The sequence below is a fragment of the Bacillus sp. OK048 genome (assembly GCF_900103525.1).
In the GTDB taxonomy this organism is placed as follows: domain Bacteria; phylum Bacillota; class Bacilli; order Bacillales; family Cytobacillaceae; genus Neobacillus.
This window is the reverse complement of record NZ_FNHN01000007.1, coordinates 257,130-282,199: the sequence shown is the minus strand read 5'-3', so window position 1 is coordinate 282,199 and position 25,070 is coordinate 257,130. Positions and strand designations below refer to the sequence as shown.

Annotated in this window: 28 protein-coding genes; 8 read left to right on the top strand and 20 right to left on the bottom strand. The window is 40.1% G+C overall.

Translation table 11 applies throughout. From position 1 onward, the window contains the following. Positions 1-309: 309 nt before the first annotated feature. The 3 genes from BLR86_RS15035 to BLR86_RS15025 form a co-directional block, all read right to left on the bottom strand. Entirely contained in the window at positions 310-1,074 is a 765-nt protein-coding gene (locus BLR86_RS15035; RefSeq protein WP_090762853.1) for a tyrosine-protein phosphatase, read from the bottom strand. Positions 1,075-1,177: 103 nt separating this feature from the next. After that, entirely contained in the window at positions 1,178-1,882 is a 705-nt protein-coding gene (locus BLR86_RS15030) for a CpsD/CapB family tyrosine-protein kinase (protein ID WP_090762851.1), read from the bottom strand. Next, positions 1,872-2,624 (bottom strand): YveK family protein, encoded by a 753-nt coding sequence (locus tag BLR86_RS15025; protein WP_090762849.1) that lies wholly within the window; start codon positions 2,622-2,624, stop codon positions 1,872-1,874. The genes BLR86_RS15030 and BLR86_RS15025 overlap by 11 nt, the downstream gene beginning before the upstream one ends. Positions 2,625-3,024: 400 nt before the next feature. Here BLR86_RS15025 and BLR86_RS15020 point away from each other — a divergent pair, with 400 nt between their 5' ends. Next, positions 3,025-3,786: an SGNH/GDSL hydrolase family protein gene (locus BLR86_RS15020; RefSeq protein WP_090762847.1), complete on the top strand. Its 762-nt coding sequence runs from the start codon at positions 3,025-3,027 to the stop codon at positions 3,784-3,786. Positions 3,787-3,810: 24 nt separating this feature from the next. Here BLR86_RS15020 and BLR86_RS26140 read toward each other — a convergent pair whose 3' ends face one another. After that, positions 3,811-3,972: a YwzD family small protein gene (locus BLR86_RS26140; RefSeq protein ID WP_175492907.1), complete on the bottom strand. Its 162-nt coding sequence runs from the start codon at positions 3,970-3,972 to the stop codon at positions 3,811-3,813. Between the two features lie 191 nt (positions 3,973-4,163). On the opposite strand from BLR86_RS26140, the gene BLR86_RS15010 reads away from it, so the two are divergent. Next, a complete protein-coding gene (locus BLR86_RS15010) occupies positions 4,164-5,174 on the top strand; it encodes a C40 family peptidase (protein ID WP_090762843.1) in 1,011 nt (336 codons plus the stop codon). 771 nt (positions 5,175-5,945) lie between these two features. Here the strand turns inward: BLR86_RS15010 and BLR86_RS15005 are convergent. The 10 genes from BLR86_RS15005 to BLR86_RS14960 all read right to left on the bottom strand — a co-directional run bounded on the left by BLR86_RS15005 (position 5,946) and on the right by BLR86_RS14960 (position 14,512). After that, positions 5,946-6,614 (bottom strand): hypothetical protein, encoded by a 669-nt coding sequence (locus BLR86_RS15005; RefSeq protein WP_090762841.1) that lies wholly within the window; start codon positions 6,612-6,614, stop codon positions 5,946-5,948. A gap of 95 nt (positions 6,615-6,709) precedes the next feature. Next, the gene (locus BLR86_RS15000; protein WP_090762839.1) at positions 6,710-7,111 is read right to left on the bottom strand and encodes a type II toxin-antitoxin system death-on-curing family toxin; all 402 of its coding nucleotides are present in this window, start codon (positions 7,109-7,111) and stop codon (positions 6,710-6,712) included. 2 nt (positions 7,112-7,113) lie between these two features. Beyond that, positions 7,114-7,383: an AbrB/MazE/SpoVT family DNA-binding domain-containing protein gene (locus BLR86_RS14995; RefSeq protein ID WP_090762837.1), complete on the bottom strand. Its 270-nt coding sequence runs from the start codon at positions 7,381-7,383 to the stop codon at positions 7,114-7,116. Positions 7,384-7,917: 534 nt separating this feature from the next. Then, entirely contained in the window at positions 7,918-8,934 is a 1,017-nt protein-coding gene (locus BLR86_RS14990; RefSeq protein ID WP_090762833.1) for a DUF4179 domain-containing protein, read from the bottom strand. Continuing rightward, positions 8,927-9,460, bottom strand: coding sequence for a sigma-70 family RNA polymerase sigma factor (locus BLR86_RS14985; protein WP_090762831.1), 534 nt, complete (start codon positions 9,458-9,460; stop codon positions 8,927-8,929). The genes BLR86_RS14990 and BLR86_RS14985 overlap by 8 nt, the downstream gene beginning before the upstream one ends. A 332-nt stretch (positions 9,461-9,792) precedes the next feature. After that, positions 9,793-10,230, bottom strand: a complete 438-nt coding sequence (locus BLR86_RS14980; protein WP_090762829.1) for a VOC family protein — start codon at positions 10,228-10,230, stop codon at positions 9,793-9,795. 141 nt (positions 10,231-10,371) lie between these two features. Further along, complete coding sequence (locus tag BLR86_RS14975; RefSeq protein WP_090762949.1) at positions 10,372-11,370, bottom strand: serine hydrolase domain-containing protein; 999 nt, start codon at positions 11,368-11,370, stop codon at positions 10,372-10,374. A gap of 35 nt (positions 11,371-11,405) precedes the next feature. Continuing rightward, positions 11,406-13,007, bottom strand: coding sequence for an ABC1 kinase family protein (locus tag BLR86_RS14970; protein WP_090762827.1), 1,602 nt, complete (start codon positions 13,005-13,007; stop codon positions 11,406-11,408). 273 nt (positions 13,008-13,280) lie between these two features. Beyond that, positions 13,281-13,799, bottom strand: a complete 519-nt coding sequence (locus BLR86_RS14965) for a dihydrofolate reductase family protein (protein WP_090762825.1) — start codon at positions 13,797-13,799, stop codon at positions 13,281-13,283. Between the two features lie 62 nt (positions 13,800-13,861). Beyond that, positions 13,862-14,512: an HAD family hydrolase gene (locus BLR86_RS14960; protein WP_090762823.1), complete on the bottom strand. Its 651-nt coding sequence runs from the start codon at positions 14,510-14,512 to the stop codon at positions 13,862-13,864. A 198-nt stretch (positions 14,513-14,710) separates the two neighbouring features. On the opposite strand from BLR86_RS14960, the gene BLR86_RS14955 reads away from it, so the two are divergent. After that, positions 14,711-15,460 carry a hypothetical protein gene (locus BLR86_RS14955; RefSeq protein WP_090762821.1) on the top strand — a complete coding sequence of 250 codons (750 nt, stop codon included), beginning with the start codon at positions 14,711-14,713 and terminating at the stop codon, positions 15,458-15,460. A 449-nt stretch (positions 15,461-15,909) separates the two neighbouring features. Here the strand turns inward: BLR86_RS14955 and BLR86_RS14950 are convergent, their stop codons facing one another. The 3 genes from BLR86_RS14950 to BLR86_RS14940 all read right to left on the bottom strand — a co-directional run bounded on the left by BLR86_RS14950 (position 15,910) and on the right by BLR86_RS14940 (position 18,265). Beyond that, positions 15,910-17,214: an alpha/beta hydrolase family protein gene (locus BLR86_RS14950; protein ID WP_090762819.1), complete on the bottom strand. Its 1,305-nt coding sequence runs from the start codon at positions 17,212-17,214 to the stop codon at positions 15,910-15,912. A 158-nt stretch (positions 17,215-17,372) separates the two neighbouring features. Further along, positions 17,373-17,801: a DUF3021 family protein gene (locus tag BLR86_RS14945; protein WP_090762817.1), complete on the bottom strand. Its 429-nt coding sequence runs from the start codon at positions 17,799-17,801 to the stop codon at positions 17,373-17,375. Positions 17,802-17,812: 11 nt separating this feature from the next. Next, the gene (locus tag BLR86_RS14940; protein ID WP_254782336.1) at positions 17,813-18,265 is read right to left on the bottom strand and encodes a LytTR family DNA-binding domain-containing protein; all 453 of its coding nucleotides are present in this window, start codon (positions 18,263-18,265) and stop codon (positions 17,813-17,815) included. A 252-nt stretch (positions 18,266-18,517) separates the two neighbouring features. On the opposite strand from BLR86_RS14940, the gene BLR86_RS14930 reads away from it, so the two are divergent. The 3 genes from BLR86_RS14930 to BLR86_RS14920 all read left to right on the top strand — a co-directional run bounded on the left by BLR86_RS14930 (position 18,518) and on the right by BLR86_RS14920 (position 20,333). After that, the gene (locus BLR86_RS14930) at positions 18,518-18,937 is read left to right on the top strand and encodes a hypothetical protein (protein ID WP_139185618.1); all 420 of its coding nucleotides are present in this window, start codon (positions 18,518-18,520) and stop codon (positions 18,935-18,937) included. A gap of 386 nt (positions 18,938-19,323) precedes the next feature. Continuing rightward, positions 19,324-19,656 carry a PadR family transcriptional regulator gene (locus tag BLR86_RS14925; RefSeq protein WP_090762809.1) on the top strand — a complete coding sequence of 111 codons (333 nt, stop codon included), beginning with the start codon at positions 19,324-19,326 and terminating at the stop codon, positions 19,654-19,656. Continuing rightward, positions 19,653-20,333 (top strand): DUF1129 family protein, encoded by a 681-nt coding sequence (locus BLR86_RS14920; protein WP_090762807.1) that lies wholly within the window; start codon positions 19,653-19,655, stop codon positions 20,331-20,333. The genes BLR86_RS14925 and BLR86_RS14920 overlap by 4 nt, the downstream gene beginning before the upstream one ends. A gap of 888 nt (positions 20,334-21,221) precedes the next feature. Here the strand turns inward: BLR86_RS14920 and BLR86_RS26135 are convergent. From BLR86_RS26135 to BLR86_RS14905, 3 genes are all read right to left on the bottom strand, one after another. Beyond that, positions 21,222-21,362: a hypothetical protein gene (locus BLR86_RS26135; protein ID WP_175492906.1), complete on the bottom strand. Its 141-nt coding sequence runs from the start codon at positions 21,360-21,362 to the stop codon at positions 21,222-21,224. 39 nt (positions 21,363-21,401) lie between these two features. After that, the gene (locus BLR86_RS14910; protein WP_090762803.1) at positions 21,402-23,561 is read right to left on the bottom strand and encodes a YhgE/Pip domain-containing protein; all 2,160 of its coding nucleotides are present in this window, start codon (positions 23,559-23,561) and stop codon (positions 21,402-21,404) included. Between the two features lie 120 nt (positions 23,562-23,681). Beyond that, the gene (locus BLR86_RS14905; RefSeq protein ID WP_090762946.1) at positions 23,682-24,251 is read right to left on the bottom strand and encodes a TetR/AcrR family transcriptional regulator; all 570 of its coding nucleotides are present in this window, start codon (positions 24,249-24,251) and stop codon (positions 23,682-23,684) included. A gap of 209 nt (positions 24,252-24,460) precedes the next feature. Here BLR86_RS14905 and BLR86_RS26130 point away from each other — a divergent pair, with 209 nt between their 5' ends. Together BLR86_RS26130 and BLR86_RS26125 are read left to right on the top strand one after the other, a co-directional pair. Further along, a complete protein-coding gene (locus tag BLR86_RS26130) occupies positions 24,461-24,598 on the top strand; it encodes a hypothetical protein (protein ID WP_175492905.1) in 138 nt (45 codons plus the stop codon). Between the two features lie 292 nt (positions 24,599-24,890). After that, on the top strand, positions 24,891-25,037 hold the full coding sequence (locus BLR86_RS26125) for a hypothetical protein (protein WP_175492904.1): 147 nt from the start codon (positions 24,891-24,893) through the stop codon (positions 25,035-25,037). Positions 25,038-25,070: the final 33 nt, after the last annotated feature.

Below are 25,070 nucleotides of genomic sequence, written 5' to 3'. Positions count from 1 at the left end.
TTTCCTCCTCTATATTTTCTTTCGTTTATCTAAATACTTGGCAAAAAATAAATACCTAATGGAAATACAAGCGTTCACCATGCTTATCCTTTCATTAAGTATTTATTGGTTTATTTTAAAATCGGGCATCTAACCCGTCCTCACACCATGCTTTTGACGACAGGCGTCTAAGGATTGAAACATCTCTCTCTCCTCCCACAGCATGATTGAGTACTCCCATCGATATCGGACAGGGAAGCCTCGCCGTTCAGGGTGTTAAACCTGAAAGTTGTATGATTTTGTTAAATAATTCTATCGACTTAATCGGATTTAAAACAAATTGAATAATTTTTTCCTTTTAATCCGTTCTGGATCTTCTTTATAGACATGCTTGCCTTCAATCATCAGCGCAGCATTATCATCAAAGTAGTAGGCCATCTCGTTCCCATACTTCTGTTCAATCACAGCAAATGCTTCTCTCATTTTGAACGTACGCCTTGTGACATTATGAGCATCCGAAGCAATCACGTGCGTTAGATTGTTTTCAATTAATTGCAGCGAAAAGTTCTTTATTTTCTTTCCGAAGTCGCCACAAACACTAGCCGCTGTGATTTGGGTTAAAGCACCCTTCTTCACTAACTGATAGAGTAGCTCTGAACATTCGATGATTTCCTGATTCCGTTCTGGGTGGACAATCACGGGGATCAATCCGTTCACCTGCAGCTCATAAAACAATTTCTCCGTATACCGCGGAACATGGTTTGAGGGGAATTCTACTAATACGTATGGGGTATGATTCACTGGAAGAATTTCGCCTGCTAGATATCCTTCGATCATTTCTCCATGTATCCGGACTTCCTGACCCGGTAATACCTTGACATCGATGTTTTCATTGCGTAGCTGCTGGTTTAACTCCTCGACACTAGCAAGGATTTGTTGTTTCGGATTTTCATAGGAATTATTCAAATGATGCGGCGTCGCCACAATCGTATGAATTCCTTGTTCCACCGCTTTTCTCGCCATTTCGAGTGCTTGAGCAAGAGACTGTGCGCCATCATCAACTCCTGGCAATATATGACAATGTAAATCAATCATGGCAGCACAACCCCTTCCAATTATCTGTTAATTTTATTTCGACAATATTCATGGTAACACCGTCTAATGCCCTAGTAAAGGGGTGCAATTTGTCGAAAATTAGTTATTTTGAACCATAATAATAGTAATAGTCGTTATCCTTGATTTCTTTGTGGTTTAATACCACTCCAACCAATTTACTTTGTGCATTTGCCAGAAGTTCCTTCGCTTTTTTCGCTTGGTCAATCTCCGTCTTGCCGCTATAGACAACCAAAATCGAACCATCTACTTTATTCGCAAGGATTTGCGGATCAGATACAGCTAACAATGGCGGCGTATCAAAGATAACATAATCAAATTGTTCCTGCGCTTCTTCAATGAACTGCTCCATTAATTTTGAGCTTAATAACTCTGCTGGGTTCGGCGGAACGGGACCGCTTGTTAAGATATAGAGATCCTTTTCTTCTGTTTCAATCACGGTACTGCCAAGGGTAGCTTGCTTCGTCAAGACAGTGGTAAAGCCAAACAGGTTATTAACAGCGAACGTTCGATGAACCGTTGGCTTACGAAGATCGGCGTCAACCAGTAATACCTTTTTTCCTAGCTGTGAAAAGACAGCTGCGAGGTTGGCTGCTGTGGTTGACTTTCCTTCACCCGGACCTGAAGAGGTGACCATAATTGCTTTCAGCTCTTTATCAATTGACGAATATTGAATATTCGTCCGAATCGTTCTGTATTGCTCTGAAATCGGTGACTTTGGATCAAGTGTAGCAATCAGCTTTCGACTAGGATCTGTTGTCCTCACCTTCTTATTTCTCTTAAACGCCAAGAGTCTCACCTCTTCCTGCTGATCTGCTTCCTGCTGCTTTTCGCTTCTTCAATTCTTCCATCTTTTGATCATCAATGGTTGCAATAACCCCTAAGATCGGAAGCTCTAAGATTTTTTCAATATCTTGTTCATTTTTAATCGTGTTATCAAAGTACTCAAGTAAAAACGCCATTCCAATCGCAGCCATTAAACCAACCACAATCGCAATCGCTACATTTAATACGGGCTGTGGTTTAATCGGTGCTTGCTGATCGACCACTTGTGCTTGCGCTAGAATACTAACATTATCGACATTCATGATTTTAACAATTTCCGTTTGAAAGACTTTTGCCGTTACATTTGCGATTTCCGCAGCCACATTGGGATCCGGGTCTTGGACCGCTATGTTGACAACCTGGGAATCCTTTTCACTGCCGACGGTAATTTTTTCATTTATTTGTCCAGCTGTCATATCAAGGCCGAGTTGAACGATTACTTTATCAAGAATGGCCGGACTTTTAATGATAACATTATAGGTGTTAATTAATTGTAAGTTAGTTTGAACTTCATTGTAGTTGTATACCGCTTGTTCATTCTTTGCTTGGTTGACGAGAATTTGTGTCGAAGCCTGATAGATAGGGGTAATAAAAAAGTAACTAACGATGCCGCTAACTAAACCAGCCGTCATGGTAATGAGTATGATCATCACGAGGCGTTTTTTTAACGTCTCTAGTAACTCTTTTAAACTAATAGTTTCTTCCATAATATCCTCCTGTATATGTTGAATCAAAATATCAATAGTATACCATGAATCCTGTCGTTTTTTACAGTTAAATGGCGATTTGTGGATATTTATTTCCCTTTTCATATCAATCTGCCATATTTTCTATACATCTCTATGTTCAGGCAGAGGAATTAAAAAAATCAACTCTACTAGCATACCATGCTTTTTGTTGGTTTTTACAATTGGTAAGAATTGCCTTCACTAAACTATTGTAGGTACTAAGCACTAGTTTACTATGAACTATTTGTAGGAATTTGTAAATTACCTAACCCATCATACCATGTTTTTTGTAAGAAAATGTTGGTTTTTCACAAATGGAATAAATTCCTTGCCCAAAGTTTGCTATAATAATAGGAAAAATGTATCTGGGGGGTAACAAATGAAGTATTTTTTCACCGTCATTTGGGGATTAATCTGTGTTAGCATACTAGTCTATGGTCATATCCACTGGAACCAGCAAACCACAGCGGTAAAAGCAGTTAAACCCGCGATCACAGCAAGTTCGACCGAAATAGAAGTCGATAAATACCTAGAGCTAGCCGCAAATTGGCCCGAAACCGCAAAACTGGAGCTCAAACGATCCTTGAAAGCAGAACAGCCTTTTAAAATTCTGTTTGCTGGCTCTAGCAGCATGGAGTGGGAGCAAACCGTTTCTAAAACATTAACCGCGAGCTTCGGCCCTGACAGGATTCGCACCGCACACTATACATACGATTTGACAACAAAGGACATCATCGCACAAAACAAACAGCAGGAGCTGGCAGCGGAAAAGGCACAGCTGATGGTCATCGAGCCGTTTTTATTAAACGACAATAATGTTGTGAAGATGGATGTCACCTTAGCGAACGTAACAAAAATAATCGAAGCGGCAAAGGCGGCGAATCCAGATACCACGATCATGTTGCAGCCGTCGCACCCCATCTATCTGCCAAATTATTATGCGATCCAAGTGGAAGCATTAATGCAATTTGCCGAAGAAAACAGCATCACCTATCTTGACCATTGGACAGCCTGGCCGGCAACCGATAATCCAGAAATCAAGGATTATTTAACAGCGGTTCAAAAGGCTCCAAACGAAAAAGGCTACCAGGTTTGGGCGCAATTCCTTGTAGATTATTTTGTCAATAAAAAGGCAAACTAGGATTCATCTAGTTTGCCCCTTTTTTCATATATTAGTAAACTTTAGTTTTAAAAGGTCATTTTTCAAATCAGCAAGTAGTTGTTGCACCGTCATCGCTTGATCACTCAGGCCGCGATCATAGGCTCTTTTTACAATGTCAGAGAATTCATTTGCCGAAAGCTCATCTTTGCTTCGCGTTTCCCCCATTAGACAATTTTCTCCTTTCTTGGTAACTCCTCCGCCCATTCTACTAAACTTCCTATTATTTGTAAATAAATTGTAAGGTTTGTTTTTTGAATATTCCGTGTCTACTTTTGTTAAAATCTGCTTAAAACCCCAATTTTTTGTGATAGAATAGTAGACAGAAAGTAGAATCATGTCTGGAGGGATGAAGAAAAATGAAGAAGAAAGTCGCAACGGCGGTGGTAACCGTCGCCATTCTGTCTGGCGCCTATGCGGGAATGGCTTCTGCTAACACCTATACCGTGCAAAAAGGCGATACTTTATCGAAAATTGCCATTCAGTATCAAACAAGCGTCAGGGATTTAAAGCAATGGAACGGACTAACATCCGATTTGATCTACATCAACCAAACACTCAAAGTAGCGAGTGCTGCAGAACCTGCTCCAACGATACCGACTGTGAGTGTCACAGAATACAACGTTGTTAGTGGCGATTATCTCGGCAAGATTGCCAAACAATTTGGCACCACCGTCCAGGAATTAAAGTCCCTTAACGGATTGGTGTCCGATCTGATCTATGTCGGACAAGTACTGAAGGTCTCTGCCGCAACACCAGTGGCACCGCCGCCTGAGCCAGTAGTGCCAACACCGGCTCCTCCTGCTCCACCAATACCGACACCTAGTGCTCCAGCCAGTGAATATATCATAAAAAGCGGTGATACCCTTAGCAAGATTGGCTTGCTATATAGTATGACTGTTCTGGAGTTAAAGACACTTAACGGATTAAAATCCGACCTGATTTATGTTGGCCAAAAGCTCATCGTTTCTGGTGCTGGCAGCGCGCCACCACCACAGCTAACAGATTTCGCCGTGACCTTTACGAATACGGCAAAGAGTTTAATCGGAACGCCTTATGTATGGGGTGGCTCCACGCTTTCTGGCTTTGATTGCAGCGGCTTCATTCACTATGTTGCCAACAAAAGCGGCAAAAGTATCGGGCGCTATTCGGCAGAAGGCTACTACAGCCGCACCTATTACGTCGACCAGCCGCAGCCAGGCGACCTCGTCTTTTTCCAAAATACATATAAACCAGGCATCTCCCACGTCGGCATCTACCTCGGCGACAACCAATTCATCCACGCCGACGAAAAAAAGGGCGTTTCCATTGCGAGTCTGGGCAACCCTTACTATACCGAGCATCTAGATGGGTTTAAGAGATTTTACTGATATGATACCTGAGCCAGGCTGCCGCCTGGCTTTTTTAGCTTTTAGTGTGGTGTGGTGGTGGCGAATTGAATAGGCAGATGAACTAATGGATTTGGCAGGTGAAATGGAATTTTGGCAGGTAAGCGCACAAATTAGGCAGGTGGGGAGATCCTTTTGGCAGGTACGATGTTTTTAGTTTAAAAGAGGTAATAAAAAAGGCCCCCTCAGCCAAGGGATTATGCTAAATTTGCATCCAAATATCCATATATAGGAAATACAATGACCTTTGCCAGGCTGTCGCCTGGCTTTTTCAGCTCTTAGTTTGGTGGTGGAATTGATTAGGCAGATGAACGAATGGTTTTGGCAGGTGAAATGAAATTTTGGCAGGTAGGCGTTCGAATTTGGCAGGTGGGGACATCCTTTTGGCAGGTACAATCTTTTTATTTTAAAAAAGGTAATAAAAAAGGCTTCCTCCACCAAGGGATTATGCTAAAATCGCGTCTGAATATCCATATATAGGAAATCCAATGACCTTTGCCAGGCTGCCGCCTGGCTTTTTCAGCTCTTAGTTTGGTGGTGGAATTGATTAGGCAGATGAACGAATGGTTTTGGCAGGTGAAATGAAATTTTGGCAGGTAAGAGCTCAAAATTGGCAGGTTGGGAGACCCTTTTGGCAGGTAAGATTTTTTAATTTACCCAAATAGTTGTTAAAAAAAATGGGAGCGGACAATTTTTTTTTGGCAGCTAGGGAACGACGTTACTACTATCTACATACCTCTTGCGGAACAATTGCTACTTTTGTTCCGCCCTTTTCGATAGATTTAATTGATCCACGATAGATGAAACAAGCGTACTTAATGGATTGATGATCATTTTAGCAGTCTCCCGCTCTACCTGCTGTGCGGCAGCAACCATGGAGAGTTGAGCAACAGAAACAATCCTCTGCTGACTTTGATGCTTCAAAACATGGGCCACTTCTCGTTGGTACTCCTCCTTCTCCCCACGCATCAATAATTCAAAGGTATTTTCAATGACGATCACCTCAATATCCGGTATTTTCTGATTGTTCTGTGCATATTGCTGTAGCCGCGTCATCGTACCTGAAACGGTATCAGGGTTTGTAAACAGGATCGTCTGCGGCTCCTCAATCTTGCAAATTGCCTCAAAATAGGGCTCGTCGATCTTGATGATCGGCACATTGAGCGTTTCATCTTTTAATAAAGCAATGTAATTTGTACAGGTTATCAGGACGGCATCCACACCCGTTTGAACGATCCATTCCACCTGATCCTTCACTTTCTTTTCCGCGTCCACCACCGTGAAACTCTCGTCGGTCCCCACCCGCTGCATTAAACCTGGGTCCACGAAATGACTTAGTTCGATGTCATAAGCAGATAGTGCGGATTCGATATACTCAATATTTGAATAATGGGCATGCAGACAGCCGATTTTTTTTTTCAAATTGCTCACTCCTCAATCATGTTACTAGCCAATCCCATCCCTAACACAAGTATCTTGTGTCAGATACGAAAAGAAGCCCACCAAAATGATAGGCTTTAAATGGTGTATTCTTTTATCCAAGCGACAATTTCTTCAAAAGAAACTGGAGGATTTTTATCTGCAACCATTTTCACCATAAAGTCCTCCGCCTCTTGGGGATCAACTACAATCTTATGCTGATTTTGCCGAAGGAACATATAAAGACCTGCAAATGCGGTCCTTTTGTTCGCATTGTGAAAAGCGTGATTCTTTGCCAGACTTTCAAATAATGCCGCTGCTTTCTCATAAATCTTCGGATATAGTTCTTGCTCAAACATCGTGGATTTTGGGCGGTTTACTGCATTGTTTAACAATGTAGGTTCTTTTACTCCTAGTTGTTCTTTCGGAGAATAAAGTTTAATTTGGTGCGAATTAAGGAAAATCACTTGCGCTTCTGTAAGATATTTTGTTTGGTCCATATTTACCTATTTACCAAGCCCTTAAAAGTCTCATCATACTCGTTAATCATATCATTCATTTGTTGTAAAAATTCAGCGTCAACACCTTTTGGCAATTTTAAATCAGCTTTCTTTTTAATCGTTACGTGACCATCCGCTAAATCAAAACGTACTTCATCGCCCTGTGCAATTTGTAAATGCTCTAATACTTCTTGTGGAAGTGTAATTCCTAAACTATTCCCGACTCTAGTAACTTTTCTCTCCATTTGCTCCTTCACCACCACTAAAGTCATTTTTTCATCCTCCTTATAATTTATTCCCAGAACCAGAGGATCATAACCGTTAATACAATTTTTACGTTCAAACGTTATAACAATTATAACGTGCGGAGTGAAATTTCTACAATTGTTGATAAGATACCCTGGTAGTCCACTCCGTAAACGATAAGTGCTAAGAGTTAGAGGGTTTCCGCCCTTTAGTATGTAAAAAAGAGGATATAGTATCTTAACGGGTTCCGTTTCCTATCGCAAAACGTGAAATTACAGCCCAAAATGTATAGTAAAATACGTATCAATTTGCACCGTATTTGCGGTCCTTTTATGTTTATAAAAAATAGCCCAAGCGCATAAAAACTTAGGCTATTTTTTATATATTTAGAAGGCTGATTGAACGAAAGGACCCTTTAGTTCAATCAGAAAAGGGACTCCTTATTCAACAATCTGGACCTTAATTGAACAAATAAACTTAATTTCATTTCACCTTTTCAAAAAAGATGTCTGACCATTTTCTTGTTACACAACCCCTGATTAATCTGACAAAATTTATTTTTATTTATTTAATGGAACGACCAATTCTAGTTCTTTTATTTCTTCCCTATAACCTTCATTGTTTATATCAGCTGGCTTGATGATAAATGATTTAGGTATCTCATCCATTGGCGGCAATGCTAATACCATATGGTGTCCGTAGTCCCCAGCCATACCTGTTTGTAGTTTTAGTCGATCATATACGCGGCCTTTATCATCGACTACTGTGAAATCAAACCATGGCCATGTATCGTTTTCATCCATTTCAGCAGGATAATCAATCTTTAAGTCTATTCGTGTTGATAGAGGTGAAACTGTTACTTTATCAGCTGTTAATGCATAATCTTTATCGGCTGTTTCAGTTTTCACCTTTGGATAGAACTCTTTCATAACACCGTTTACTTTTTCAAGTGGAAAAGTTACATTCCATTTTCCTTTATATCCAAATAAATTTTCCCCATGAACCGAAACCTCAATATTATCGCCGTATTCGTTATATTTTGATAAAGTAAATTGATGATGTTCAATGATTGTCTTTGAATCGATAGCATCTTGCCCAGTGGAGGCAATTGCAGGTTTGACTGACTGTCCGTTAATTGTTACATAATTTAAGCCGACAGTTTCTTCTGTAAGAGAAAGCTTTTTCTTACCTGTATATTCTACTGTTACAATTAACCGGCCGCCATCGTAAACAGCCTCTTTTACGGTCATCGTTAATCCATTTTGACTATCTTGTTTTTCAATTTCTGTCGTAAGTTGATCTTGTTGAATTTTATCAGATGCAATGTCACTGAATTGAGCATAAATAGGTCCGATCAGTGGAATATTTGATAACGCAGCTGCCATTCCTGTTGAAACAAAGCCGGATCCCAGGAGGGTAATACATAATCCACATGCAATCAATACGGAAAGTCTCGTAGTTCTTCCGACCTTTCGTCTTTTCTTTACTTGGAGCATAGCTGCCTTTTCCCTAGCAACTAGCTTTTCAAGAGGTATATCAATATTATCTATAGAATGATTAAACTTTTCTTTATTCATAAAAATAGCCCTCCTTTAAAATCGGCCTAAGTTCTTTTTGCGCTCTATGTAAGTGCGATTTCACAGTTCCTTCAGGGTAATTCATAATGTTTGCAATTTCCCTTATTGATAGATCGTGATAATACCTCAGTATAATAATGGTTTTGTATTTAGGATCCAAGAACTTAAAGGCTTCAGATAAATCCATTGAATGAGCTATGTAATCTACGCTGTCTTTAGAAATTATTTCGGCAAATATTTTCTCATCATCTGTAGTAAAATGTCGAGACTCTTTTCGAATAAAATCTATAGATTTGAAAACAAGAATTTTTATTATCCAGCTTTGAAAGCTCTCTGGTTTTTTTAATGTTTTTAGTGAAGTGTAGGCCTTATAAATTGTTTCTTGATAAATATCAAGGGCATCTTGCTCATTTCTAACATATGAATAGGCTGTCCGATACAATTTATTACGAACAGAACTTATTAGAAGTTCAAACGCTTCATCATTACCCTTCTTGGCTTTTTGCACCAATTTCGCAACATCCATTTGAGTATCCCCTCCTTTTCATAATAAAGTCGAATGAGGGAGTAAAATCGTTGCAAAGAAAAATTTCAACTAACAATCTACTTAGTTTTGTTATCTTATAATTAAGAAATAATTATCAAGCCTTAACAGGCACCGACTCTTAAATAGGAGCTTTTTTAACTATATTTAAAAGAAATCAAATGAAGTTGTAGATTTTAGAATAAAGAAGCAACGTGGTATAATATTCCAAATTTACTGTAGTAAAAGTCGTGGAAATATGAGGACAAATAACAACCACTCAAAACGTCTAGATGACCATTTAAAGGCTATACATTTAAAGTCCCATTCAATATTTATCTGATTTTCTCCGCCAACTCTAAAATAATTCCCTCTGGACCACGAACGTAGCATAACTTATAACTTTCTTCATATTGCTGTATCTCACTAAAGATTTCCGTGCCCTTCTTTTTCAATTTTGCAACAATAGCTTCAATATCTTCAACATTAAAGCAAATATGTCGGATACCCAGCGTATTTGCAAAAGGTATCTGACTATCTTTTTCATCTGACGGCGTATAAAATTTGACTAGCTCTATCCATGCCTGACCATCTGGCATCCCCATTCCTACACATGCCGTTTTAACATTATTAAGCCTCACTATTCTGTCCAACTGTTCTCCATCCATTTCCCATTCAGCTTGCACTTCAAGTCCTAAATCAAGAAAAAACGCTTTAGCCTCTGAAAGATCATTTACGTTTATACTCACATGATCTATTCTATTGACCTTCATATCTCATACCTCCTATGTTCCTGTTATTTTCAATACCTGCATTCGAGTAAGGTTTGTTTGAAATTATAATTCCCTTAAAACAGAAAATATCCTTCTTCATACGGAGTTCCACCTAATCCAATTTATTCTTTCTATGTCGCCCTATCGTAAATATGTATCAGCCACTTGATTACTGAATTCCCTTAAATAATGGAGGTAATTGTCGCCTCCATAGTTATATCGTTTATTGTACATTTTTGCGACGACGAGGTTGTACGCTGGAATCACTAATAACGTTGGTCCTGTTATCCCTAGTATTTGATAGGACCCATTTGGTACTCTTTCACCCAGCTCACTTCTTTTTGCCGGTGTATCTTGCACATACCAGAACAATCCGTTTTGTGGCAAATCTTTATTTTTATAAAGTGGATTTTGAACTTGCGTCGCCAATTGAATCACTTCTTTTGGAACGATTTGTTTCCCATTTATGGAACCATTATTCAGATGAAGATTCCCCCATAAGGCAAGCTCCCGGGCAGAGGTATGCAGGTTTGATTCCGTTCCATCCTTTGTGCTGCCAAGTTTATAGGAAGCAGGCTCGTCGGGATGATGGATGACCTGCACCAATTGCTTACTTGGCTCTGTTCGCCAATGTGTTTCCTTTACTCCTAAAGGTCGGAACACTCTTTCTTCCAGCAGTTCGGGAAAACTTTTACCATAAAGCTTGTCGATCAGCTTCGTCATCATTAAAATGTTAATTCCTCTGTACGTCCAGCCTTCGCCAGGAGCGAATTCCCGAAAAATCGTTCCATCCTCACTTTGATGTAGTCCGTGTGAGTGAGTAACTAAATGCCTGATGGTGGTTTTGGCTAACAATTCCTTATCAAACTCTTCGAAGTATTGACTGGCCAAGTCATCGAGACTATTAATCTTCCCCTCATATAAAGCATAGGCAACCGCTAAACCTAAGTAACTTTTTCGGACAGATGCAACATTAAATTGCGAGTTTTCATGAATAGGCAGAGAATCAGCGGCATTCGAATGATAGCCGCTATAGTGCTCCAACACGATTTCGTTGTCCTTGATGATAACGAGAGCAGCTCCACTGCTATGATTGCGCTCCTTTATATCTTCCACATAGGAAATTAATTTTTGAAAAATAGCAGTCACGCCCCTTTTTATCTTAATTTTATGGATTACCGTTTTTCATGCATGTACTTCATCCATTTTTTCTGTTTATGACTACTTATGAGGTAACCGATAAGAGCAGCAGTGGATACTCCTGTCGACAGGTTTCGAATGAAATCATCAGAGGTATAGATGCCAGCTACGATACCTATCAATCCAAGCAGTGTTACTTGAAATAAATGCTTTTTATTATTTTCATAGATAGTAAATTGAAATTGTCTTCGTTGTTCGATTTCCTTAAGATCTACTAGCTTTTGCGGTGCATCTAGAAATTCAGTTACCGAATGGACCAGCTTAAAAACAGGCTGTGATTGAGCCCATTGCCATACCAATGACCACTTATTGTTCCCGTGTTTATTTAGCCATTCCATGAATACAGGTTTTCCTAAGTCGATCAGCTCCTCCTCTGGAGCCAAATTACGGATAATCCCTTCAATGGTGACAAACGAACGTCCCAAGAAAACAAATCTCGTTGGAACCTGGATTGGCAGGGCCTGAATCATATCATTCATTTCCACTTTTAATGCGAGCAGGTCCATTTCCTTTAATTGTTCGGGCTGGAACGAGGCGAATTCAGCTAATAGCTTTTCTATCGTTCTCGTTTCCGCATCCGGAAGTAAAAATCCTAATTGAGCTAAACTCGCCACCGCTTTCGAATAATTTTTAGAAAGAAAGCTTTCAATCAATTTTTGAAAATGCGCTGCGTCCTTTTTGGTGATTTCACCAATCATCCCAAAATCAAGTAAGATGATTTTCCCCTCCTTTGACACCAACACGTTACCTGGATGTGGGTCAGCATGAAACCTGCCGGGCTCCAGCCATTGGGGAAGAAACACTTGAATTAGCCGTTTCGCAATCTCTTTTCGGCTGACATTTTCTAACGACTCAACATCTGTAATCCGTATACCATCGACCCATTCCATTACCAGCACATTCGCCGTGCTAAGCTCGGAATTTACAGACGGAATTTGGACGACATCCATATCCTTAAATCTCTCTTGAAAAAACAAAATGTTGTCGAGTTCCTTTGAATAATCAAGCTCCCGTTCAATCACTTCTTTTAATTCCTTAAACAGCACGTTAAAATTGATAAACCCTTTTGGAATGGGAACAAGGTGATCCGCAAACCAAATGATGATCGCTAAAACTCGGAAATCCGTTTGTACAATCGTGTCAATATGAGGACGTTTTACTTTAATGGCGACCTCTGTTCCATCCAGTAGCACACCTTTATACACTTCTCCAATGGAAGCAGAAGCAACAGCTGTTTTTTCGATGGAAAGAAACTTTTGGTGGAGCGATTCAGCTGCGAGAATTTCCTCAATTTCACTCCAATCTGATGGCGGAACTTTATCGGTCAGATCCTCGATTTGACTGATAAAGGCTTTCGGAAGCAAATCTGCTCGGGTGCTTAAAATTTGTCCTACTTTAATCAATAAGCCTTCTAATTCAAACAGTGTTTTTCGATACCGTTCTCCTATTTTCCCCCACAGGATATCCCACTCTGCTTGCGGCTTTCGACGAATCTTATACCAATAGATTTGCAGAAAAATGACAAACGCCATCGAAAGCACCTTGGACATTCGCACTAGCTTATTTCTTGTTTTCATTTCTACCCCCCACTACGATCTGATCACGTGTCTCTATTTAAACTTATTTTAAGGGAAAACTACTAGATTTGGCTAATTTATACAAGTGGATATCCGAGAGCACTTAGGTTGTGGGATGGACATTGGCAGAGTGGGGGAACTATTGATGGATGTGTTGGGTGTGGTGGCGGAACCGGTTTGGAGCATAAAGATATGAAATCAGCACATAAGCTGGATTTTCAAAAAATGGTCTTCATAGAAAAAGACAAAGACTAAAAAGTCCTTGTCCCTAGATTATTTGACATAATGCAATTCAGCAAATTGCTTGTAACGTCTAACATCAACCAGTGTCAGCTCGTTCTCCTGCTCGCCTGGCACAAACATTGGTATCCCCCGGCCAATGATGAACGGAGCGATTTGAATAATAAACTCATCGACAAGTTTTGCTTGCAATAGGGGCTGCAGCACCTCTCCCCCGCCGACGATCCAAATCCGTTTGCCCTCCTGCTCCTTTAGGGATTGGGTGAAACCGACAATATCCTCATTAATAAACTTCACATATTCAGTAGAGCCCTTCAACGTACGAGAGAAAACATAACAGTCTTTACCTTCATACGGGAATTTATCTGGCGAAAGGATGGCGATTTGATCGTATGTACTCCTTCCCATTAGAATCGTATCAACACCATTATAGAAGTCCTGATAACCCATCTCCTCTTCACCTTCCGTCCTATCCAACCAATCCAACGAATGATTCTCTCGTGCGAGATAGCCATCCAAACTAATTGCTCCGTAAAATACCAGCTTACTCATCTTACAAGCCTCCCTTAAATTCTTTAATTCGTCGATATATATGGCACTAATTACATTTCATCTTATATGAGCAATGGGATTTCAGCCAAATCATTCACGGTATAATCTGCTTCAACCCCGTTCCATTGAGAGTCTTTTTTCCAAATTCCTTTCATCCCTAAATTCCGAGACGCTTTCACATCGTTCTCAGGGTGATCCCCAACAAATACACTTTGACTTACCGAAACTTTCAGCCGCTCTAACGCCCGTTTAAAGATTTCGGGATCAGGCTTTTTTATCCCTTCCCATTCTGAAATTAAGATACTATCAAAATACCTTTCGATTCCTAAAGCCTTTATATTATCCATTTGAAACTGCCCTCTGCCATTTGTGATCATGCCTAAAAGCAGATTCCTACTCTTCAACTCTTCCAGCATCCTTATGAGATTCGGAAATGGAACACAATGATTTTTAAATTCAGCGATATAATCCTGAAGCAGTTCCTCCCAGGAGATCTCTGTAATACCAAATTCCTTGACCATTTGCTGGTACACTTGATCCTTCCACACATACCCGCGTTGATCTAACTCAATAAACCTTCCCACATAGTTCTCTCTTGAAATATGACCTACAACTCCATTCAATCTGTCATATTGGCTATGAATAAAGTTTTTTACGGATGAGTCTCTATCTAATAACGTTCCATCTAAATCGAATAAAATTGCTTTAACCATGTAGAACCCACTCCCTCGCTCACATATTCTTCTATTTCATTATCTTAAATTCCTTCTAGTATACAAGGCAAACAAGCCTAACGGTTGAGCAATGTGCCAAAAACGTGGTAAATTATTTGAATATTAAATTTTTCGGGGGGGGGTTAACAAGTGTAGCCTTTAGAATTCAACGAAAGAAAACTAATGGGGGGAAACTCAATGAAGCATATCTTTGCGTTTGAGGTAAAAGAGGAATACGAAAAACATCAGGATATCATAGAACGATTTAATAAGAAATTGAAGGAATACCAACAGGTACTCGAAAATGAATATGCTTTGAGGGATTTGCCAAAGGCTATTTTATGGACTAATGAAGAATTAGCAACTACTGTATTCTCTGAAATACCTATCCCTGCCTACACAAATAAAAGTTTAATATATATGTCGCCAGATTTAGTAACGTGGAGGAATATTCTCGTAAAGCAATTAGACGGAAAAAAACTTCCAGATATCCAAAAGTTTTATGAAAACTTTTCCGAAAACCAAGTATTTATAATATTGGCACACGAACTAACACACCATTCAGATTTATTCTTAGATGAGTTTGAAGACGAAAGAGAGGATAGTATTTGGTTCGAGGAAGGAATGTGTTTTTATCTACCGCGAAAAATATTATTAAGTGATGAAGAATTTAATGATATAACATTTGCAGAAATGAAGTTAGTTGAAACCTTCAAAGATAAATATGGAAAACATTCAATCGATAATTTTGGAATTAGTTCATATCAAGGTAATTTATCAAGTATTATGTTTGATTATTGGCGAAGTTATCTCGCTGTGAAGTATTTAGTAGAGGTTCGTGCTAATAATAATGTGAATTCTGTTTTTGAGGAGTACCATAATTGGCATGAAGAAGGTCGAAAAGTACCCTTAACACAGTATTTTGGATTAAATTCCTTCTTTGATTAACTTATAAAAAAATAATGGAAACCTATGTAGCACTGGTTTCCATTATTTTTGCAATAAAAACAACATTTAACTTTAACAGATCCTAAAAAAATAAGTTAATAAAAAAGGCAACCACCGCCAAGAGATTATGATAAATCCACAGCTGATTATCCATATATAGAAAATACAATTCCATAAGCCCGGCATTCGCCAGGCTTTTTATCCCTTTTTTTAAAAAATAACTCACTATTCAAAAAATATATGATAAATTAATAACAGTAGTTTTCTTAATTGGCTCTCAATCGTACTTCAACTATGGTGAAATCAACCTTGCAAGTGATCAGTGCTACGAAATAGGCGGAACTCCAAAGGTAGAAAGTACCTTCTTGGCATTGGATTACACATTTTCATGTCAGTGATCGGAGGGACGGTTCTGATGGCTTTTTTAGATCCGTCCCCCTGGCACAACATTAATAGGTTGCTTTGGCAGTGAACTGGCCGATTCCCTTTAATTGATCGTCAAAAAATTCAAGAATCAGTTTATTTTCCGTTTCAATACTATAATATTTGTCAATGTCCGCTTTTCCGCCTTGTATCATAGTGGCAAGGAGTGGAGAAAACAGCGGTAAATCCGTCAAGCTTAAATGTTTTGCCCCTTTGAAATGAACCGTATAGGCATCTTTGAAATTTTCATTATTCAATTTGTTCGCTACATACGTGGTGTTGGTGTCGAGCTGGCCCCAAACATCGTCCGAATAAATGTTAAGAAGCGGTTTCGTGAAGGCTTCGTCCCGGGCTACAAAATCAGCCTGTTCGTTGTTATACACAAGATCACTAAAGAACGGGGCGTCAATATTCACCACTGCACCAATATCATCACGCTCTCTGCCCAGCCACACACTGGCAGCACCGCCCATTGAGTGCCCGAATACGCCAATTTTTTCAGTATTGATATGTTGATAAACAGAGGTATTGTTACTTTTGGCTTTATCAAGAATGGTATCAATGACAAAATTCATATCATCCGTCCGCAGCTTCATCCATTTTTGAATGATCTTGTATTCTTGTTCCCTCGTGTAAATGCCTTCTTTATTAAAATTACTTACTTCATTATTAAAATCTGCACTAATCATCGCTCGCGTTCCGTCCTCTGAAGCGGAATAAAAGGAATGATAAGGATGATCCATCGCCACGACTACATACCCGTGGCTTGCAAGCTCCATATAAGTAGAGGTATTGCTCGACTTAATACCATATGCACCATGTGAAAACACTAATAAAGGGTATTTTCCATCCGCGTTTTTCGGATACCAAAATTCCACATTCACAACCCTGTTGTCACCCTTGTCGGTAAACTCCTCGATTCGATTTTTGTCCATATAGCTGTAAGTAGCCGTTTCAACCTTATAGTCCCCCGTCACTTTTGGTGATTGATGCTGCGGAAAAACAATGGCAGGCGCAAGGGCAAATACCGTTACCACAATCGCCATCAAGGATTTCCAGACAATTTTAGAAGTTTTGTATGGTTTCGTATTTGATTGATTGCGGATCAGAGAAACCGTTGCCTTTACTGCCATTAGGAATAGCAGGATCGCAACCATAACCCAGCGGAAGCTCCACTCAATCACCGATGAAAGTGTGAGCACGACAAAAGCGATAAAAAGAGCAATCCTCATCCCATTCTTTAGTTTGGTATGATTTTGCTTCGTTACCACACAGTAGATGGCAAAACCAATCTCGAAAATCAAAGCAATCAATAATAATATAATCCCCATCGTCATTACCCCTTTTTTGAAAAATTTCTTATGAACACATCATAAAAAATCACCAAAAGGAAGTATATAGAAAATCAGTAAGTTGCATCCACAGGCAAATAAGATGCAAAAAACGGTAAGCTAGTGAGCTTACCGCATGAAAATAGCTACTTTTTTTATTAAATGTCTTTCCTAAATGCCTTTAGTTTTTCATTGATTTGTTCGGCTTCTTTTTTATCTTTTTTCCATGACAGCAGACGAACGAGGATATAGATGACCGCAATTTGCAGTGCCAGAATGATGGCATCTGCTCCACTATTTACAATATCAAAAACGCTGGCCAGGGCAATCAAGAGAATTTCCAACGCGAAAAAATGAATGACCCTTCTGATCCGCATGTTCTTCTCACTTACATCATGAGGTGAATACAAAATAAACGCCAGGAAGGCACTTAAAAAAGAAAAAGCCATAAGGGTGTAAATCGACTTCAAATCAAAGTCGAGATGTGGAGCATAGATTTGCCGCAAAATCGTAATGATGATGATGATGGCTGCGAAGATCATCAAGAAATCCTTGAAAATCTTTTGTAAAAATTCGGATAGCTTCATAATTTATCCCCCTATTTCAACCCAAGCCTATTTTTAAGAACAGGCACATACTGCCTTGAGACAACAGCACGTTCCCCGTTATCAAGCACGGCTTCGAATCGGCCGCTTATCGACGGATAAATAGATGAAATTTTAGCGATGTTCAGGATCGTTGATTTGGATGCACGAAAACAATTCTTCTCTTTGCACAATTCCTCTAACTCATACAGCTTTTGTTTGACCTCAAAAACGTCGTCCTTGCAGTAGACATAAACCTTTCCATCAACGGCCTCAAAATAATAGATATCACTAAGCTTTATCCGATGAACTTGATCGTTTTGATAGCCAAGTACAATGAGGTTTTCTATTTCCAGCTTGTTGACGATTTCATTTATTTCATCGTCTACCTCATGACACCGAATGAGGATTTCCTCTGCCAGTTCTTTGTTTATTTCTTCGATTGAAATTTTCATCCGATCACCCATGAACATTCAAATAATTTCAGATAATTCCCTTTTTTTACATTATAGCAGATTATTATTCAGAATTTATACGATTCTACATCAAGTAAAGGAGAAAAAGACAGCTGCTGAGGCAAAGTGTATGCAATGTAAAGTATCGGCTATGGAACAAACAGCGATTAGAGGTTTGTCTTTTTTCCATGTTGCTAAAATGGCAAAAATTCTTTAAGAAGTAGTATAATGGATGACGACGCTGTCTCTTAATCACGGAGGTTTATGATGAAATTTTTTATAAAGTTAAATACCATTAGTGCTTTATACGCTTTAGCGTTGTTTATAGCAATCGAACTCATTATGAATGTATCTCGTATTAGTAGTTTAACTGGCTGGGAATGGGATCATGTTTACATAGTAGTTGCTGTTATTAATGTTTTGGGGCTTCTACTTGCAACCATTATCTTCATTAGCTTAACAAAAAAATGGATGGTAGGTAGAAAAAACAGCTATTGGTCACTGGCTTTGTGGGTACCCTACTTTATCCTTTTTCTCTCTCTTTTCACTGTCTTCGTTCCTTTTAGTTCAGGAGTAACACTTTTTCCGAGATTTAGTCTTTTAATTTTTGGGTCAAGCATTCTGTTTCCGGTTTACATCGTATTTATTAACGTATATGCAACCCCTTTACGTCCAGATGAATAGGACCAGAGAGACGGCTCTGATGGCTTTTTTTGCCTAATTTTTCCGTGATGGAGCCGTGAGAACCGTCTCCCTGGTAGAGTAACTACTGTCACTAAACACGAATACTATAAATAGACGCGAGGAAGCACCTGGCGTCACCTAGACTGACTTTTGGAAGTCAGGCTTTTTTTGCAGGAAAGCAAAGCATTTTAGTGAATAACCTTTAAACCGTGTATTGACAATGATGGAACAAAAAGGATAAAATAAAAACAGCTACTATGTATAACAAAGTAGTTGTTTTTTTATTAGCTACCTTGTTTAGCAAAGTAGTAATTTTTTCATCAACTATCTTGTTTAACAATGTAGTCCTTGTTGTTCCGTATTAAATAAGGAAAAGGAGCTATACCATGTCCTTAAGAAGCCAATTATTAAAGGGAATTTTGGATGGTTGCGTCTTAGCTGTTATTGAAAAAGAACCTGTTTATGGCTATGAGTTATCTAAGAAGCTTCAAGAATACGGATTAAGTGATGTTAGCGAGGGGACGATTTATCCCGTGTTGCTTCGCTTACAGAAAAACGGCCTTATCCGGGGAGAAATGCGGCCATCCGAGTCTGGTCCAAATCGAAAGTATTATTTTTTAACAAATGAAGGCAAAGAGGCACTCGATATGATTGCTTCAGAGTGGAAACAGATTGTTGAACCAGTTCATTCTTTATTTAAGGGGAGAGATTTACTATGAAGGCTAAACAATTAATTGAGGAGAATAACCGCAAACGAGAACAGCTCACACCAGAAAACGAAAAATACTATGGTGACATGCTCATCTACATCCGTCTGCAATTAACTCTGTCCGAACAACAATCCGAGGAAGTGTTGATGGAAATGCTCGATCATCTCCTTGATGGTCAAATCGAAGGTAAGTCGGCGAGGGATATTTTCGGTGCTGACCCTAAAGGCTATGCGGATGAAATCATTGAGAATTTACCGAAGGAACAAAAACGGGAGGTTATTCCTTTTATAATGGGGATTGTTCTTAATCTGGTAAGTTGGATGTTAATGATTCGGGGAGTGGTAATTCTCGTTATCTCACAATTTAAGGATGTGGATTCTAGCGTTTATGTGTTCCCAACTCTAGTGACATTTGCAGTTATTTTAGGATCGGTTGCATTTGGCGTTTGGTATATTTTTAGGGTCATCAAACAAAGCTTGTTTAATGAACAGGCAAATGAAAAGAAAATTATGGTTAAGGTGGGGGTCTTCGCAGCAGTCTCCATGGGGCTCGTCATCGCATTAACAATGTTTATACCAGACTTCGGTCCTGCCTTCGCCTTTTCTTGGTGGGCGTCGCTGCTAACTGGCGGGTTGCTTTGGGTTATCGTGTTTTTGTTGAAAAAGTTTGAGGTGGGGGTAAGGTAGGGATTCAATGACAATGACCTGGACCTGGCGTTCGCCAGGCTTTTAAGCTGTTTGGCGGTGGGTGAATTGGTTTGGCACATAAACCCGGAAAGTTGCACATAAATCTTTTGGTTTGTACATACGGTCAGGCATCTGCCTGACTTTTTCAGCTTTCAGTTTGGCTGCGGAATTGATTAGGCAGATAAACAAAGGGGATTGGCAGGTGAAAGAGGGTTTTGGCAGGTAAGAGCACAAAATCGGCAGGTGAGGGAACCTGTTTGGCAGGTAAGAAATTTTTTATCTAAAAAGGTAGCAAAAAAAGCGACCTGGGTCCAAGGTTTATGCAAAGTCCTGAGCGAAATTTCCATATATAAGAAATACAATTGCCTTAGTCAGGCAGATGCCTGGCTTTTTCAGCTTTCAGTTTGGCTGCGGAATTGATTAGGCAGATAAACAAATGCATTTGGCAGGTTAAATGAGATTTTGGCAGGTAAGCGGTCCGTTTTGGCAGGTTGACAGATCATTTTGGCAGGTAAGATTTTTTTTAGCTTAAAAAAGCATCTGCTGCTATGGAATTACGCGAAATCCGCAGCCGAATTCCTATATATAGGAAATAAAAATACCTTAGCCAGGCCGAGCCCTGGCTTTTTCAGCGTTCAGCGTGGCTGCGGAATTGATTAGGCAGATAAACAAATGCATTTGGCAGGTTAAATGAGATTTTGGCAGGTAAGCGGTCCGTTTTGGCAGGTTGACAGATCATTTTGGCAGGTAAGATTTTTTTTAGCTTAAAAAAGCATCTGCTGCTATGGAATTACGCGAAATCCGCAGCCGAATTCCTATATATAGGAAATAAAAATACCTTAGCCAGGCCGAGCCCTGGCTTTTTCAGCGTTCAGCGTGGTGGGGGAATTAATTAGGCAGATAAACAAATGCATTTGGCAGGTTAAATGAGATTTTGGCAGGTAAGAGTTCAGAATTGGCAGGTGAAGAGATCCATTTGGCAGGTAAACAAATAATCGACACATCAGCCCCCGCCACACAAAAAAACACCAAATTCGCTCCTTCCGCGAACTCGGTGTTTCCTTAATTTTATGCAGCTTGCTCGATCATTGTCACACTGACTTGTTTACGTTTGAAACGAATGATCATGTAGGCGAAGGTCACGACCATGAACCCAGCCATGTAGGCGAGCAAGATGGCGTTGTTTTGCCACATGTACCCGAAGTCGCCGCTTGAGATCACTGCCTTGAACGCTTGGACGGTGTACGTCATTGGGAAGACCGCGTTGAATGGCTGCAGCGCCTCTGGAATTAACACAAGTGGGAAGGTACCCGCGCTTGTGGTTAATTGCATGATCAAGATGAGAATCGCGATAAAGCGACCGACATCCGCCATTGTGGTGACGAGCATTTGGATCAATGTTACGAACACCATGCTTGTAATGATCGATGTCACCATAAATAATGGTAAACTCTGCACCTCAATCCCCAAACCGACTAGTAGCACAAAATCAACCAACAAGGCTTGAACCACTCCGATGATGGTGATGACACCTAATTTACCGAAAAACCATTGTGCTGCCGAAGCTGGTTGGACGGCTGGTTCCCTCATTGCAAACACGATTGAGATGATCAGTGCACCGACAAATAGTCCCAGTGAGATGAAATATGGTGCGAAGCCGGTACCGTAGTTTGGTACCGTATTAATCTCATTTTTATCAACCTTCACGGGTTCGCCCATCATATCAAACGTGTCATCGTCCGCTTTTACACTAGATGCCGCATCTGCCCCAGCAGCCAGCTTCTCACTTAATTCCGAGGTTCCATTCTGCACTTGTTCTGTGCCTGCTTGTAATTCAGAAGAACCCTCGGCGAGCTTTTCAGTGCCATCGGCAATTTTATCGGCACCGTCAGATAGTTGTCCCATCCCCGTTGTCAGTTGATTGGCACCGGCATTTAATGCTGATGACCCTTCGTAGAGCTGGTGAATTCCTGATTGTAATTTTGCCTGATTGGCATTAATTTCACCGATTCCGCCAATTAATTGGTCAAATACCGGATCGGTTTGTTTTTTCAATTGCTCTTCTAACCCTGTAGCCGCCCCAAGTAATTGTCCATTCACCTGGGATTTAAATTGTGTGAAGCCCTGATGTAATCCTGGGTTTATCGCTTGTGCCACCTGCTGCTCAACCTCCGCCTTGCTTGGCGCGGCTTGCTGCGCCATTATTGCTTGGACAGTTTCAGCCGGTATACCGTTCGCGACCAAGGCTGCAGCGAGCTCCTGCATTTTCGCGGTTTGCTGCGCGATCATCTGATCGGCAATCTGTGTTGATAATCCTGCACCCAGCTGTGACTCGAATTGATTGATACCGGCGTTTAATTTTTCAGTGCTTCCGGTTAATTGACTGCTAATCCCCGCTGCGATTCCAGCCGGTAATTGCTCTTTCATTTGCTCCGCCCCAGCTTGCGCTTTTGCGGTGCCTGTCACCAACTGCGGAAGCTTTCCGTCAATTTCCGCTAACCCCTGATTGATGGCCGTTGACCCTTTTGCCAGTTCATCGGAACCTTTGGCTGCACTATGCACACCATCATTGAATTCAATGGATTTGCTCGCTAGGACTGCGAGGTTTTCTTTGATTTGGCTGGCACCTTCGCTCAGTTTTATACTGCCATCGTTCAGTTGCTTGGCTCCATCGCTGGCTTTTTCTAGGCCGCCAGCCATTTCGGATACTTTTTCAAAAATACTTTCAGAATAGGTGGTGACAATTTGTTTGGAAATCTCCGCTTTGATCTCCTTCATCGCGGTTTCCCCGATTTGCGCCGATAAGAAGTTGGCTCCTTCATTTGGCACGTAGTTGATTTCGAGCTTCTGAGGCTGATCGTCAAGTAAGGTGGTGGCATTTTTTGAAAAATTACTTGGAATTTCCACTAGGATATAATACTTTTGATCCTCCAAGCCTTGATAGCCCTGCTTTTTATCAACAATATCAAAAGCAAACGTGTTACTTTTCTTTAAATTTTTGACTAGGTCCTCGCCAATCTGGAGCTGCTCACCATTAAGCGCCGCCCCCTCATCCTCGTTCACAATCGCCACCGGCAGATCGCCCAAATACTTATATGGATCCCAAAACGCCCACAAAAACATCCCTGCATACAGCACCGGAATAAACATTATGGCGATGATGGGAATCAAAACCTTGCGATTGGAAAGGATAGATTTTAACTCTGCTTTAAATGAAGATCTTTTCATAGTGTCATTCCTCCTGACTAATTTATTCACTTGGTCAATTTTTTCGAAAAAAATTCCCAATCTAGTAATTTTGACCGTTTTGTTCAAATGGTCATTTTTATGGAAAAATAAAAGACTTATTTAGGTTAACAAGCCTTTTAGCAAGTAAAGTTCAAACAGCTTGGTGATTTCCTCTTTCTCCAATGGCGGGTGGTTCCTTTGCCAGTCATTCACTAATGAAAAATACATTTTGAGCATCACAAAAGCCGTGATTTCTGGATCGCAAGCTTTGATTTCACCCTTGTCGATTGCTTCTTGGATAATCACTTTCATGTACTGGATGATCGATTGCTCGACCCTTTGCATCGCTTCGACAACGGTTTGCGTCCCCATATCCCGTTCTTCCTGAATCAATTTTATCGTCAGCTGATGGGATTTGCGAAACTCATGGACCTGAACTAACACTCTGTTCACATTTTCAAGAATCGCGGCGGAATCGTCCATGGCGCCTTCCACTTCCGTTCGAATATCAGCAATCAGCGAATTAATGATCTCATCAAATAATTCTTCCTTCGTTTTGAAAAAGGTATAAATCGTCCCCTTTCCCACACCGGCTAACTTCGCAACCTGATCCATCGTCGTTGCTTTATAACCATACAAAGAGAATGACTTGGCTGCTGCTTCAAGAATTAACCTCTTCCGATCAATCATTGCCATCTTCTTCACCTCACTTTTAAAAAAATGACTAAAAAACCAAATTGGTCATTTTCACAAAAAGTACTATACCATATTGATTTTAGAATAGCAATCACTAACTCGATTGATCTGCAGATTTTGTCTAATTCTTTTGTGGAACATTTTACCGCCTAGTTACGTCTAAATGAGTAGAGATAAAAGGAAATAATTGGGGGAGCATTTCGATGAAAAAAGTTTTGATTGCGTTGTTCATTGCGCTTGTTTTGTTTTGTGCTACCGGGGGGTTGGACCGTTTCGCTCCTGATGGGGAGACACATGATCCGGAGGTTACTGAAGAGACGAAAGCCTCAATCGAATTATAATAATCATTCAGTCCTGGCACCTGCTGGGGCTGGTTTTTGCGTTTATGCCGTGCCATCTTCACCCATTTGTAAGTGACTTTTGGACAGGGAGGTGAAGACACATTTTAAATGCGGTCCGATTCAACTGCAACGTCAAATAGTAGAGTCGCAGGCAAATACAGAAGAAGATTACGTGCGTTGGAAAGAGAATCAAGCGGCCTTAATTTTCTGTTACTTATAAAATTGGATGTATAAGAGAATGATAGATTGGGAATAAAGATGATAGGAAGGAAATTTAAGGGGGAATGACTGAATGGACGAAAATAAATTGCTATTATCACATTTTACTAATGATGAAGGCTTTGAGCTTACTAATTATCTTACCCACTTGTTTGAACTTGTCTCCCACCAGCTAGTTCAGAATCCTACTGCAGCTACTACCTCCGAGGAAAATTCTTGAGTTCAGGCGTTAACATGATGCCTGGACTTTTTT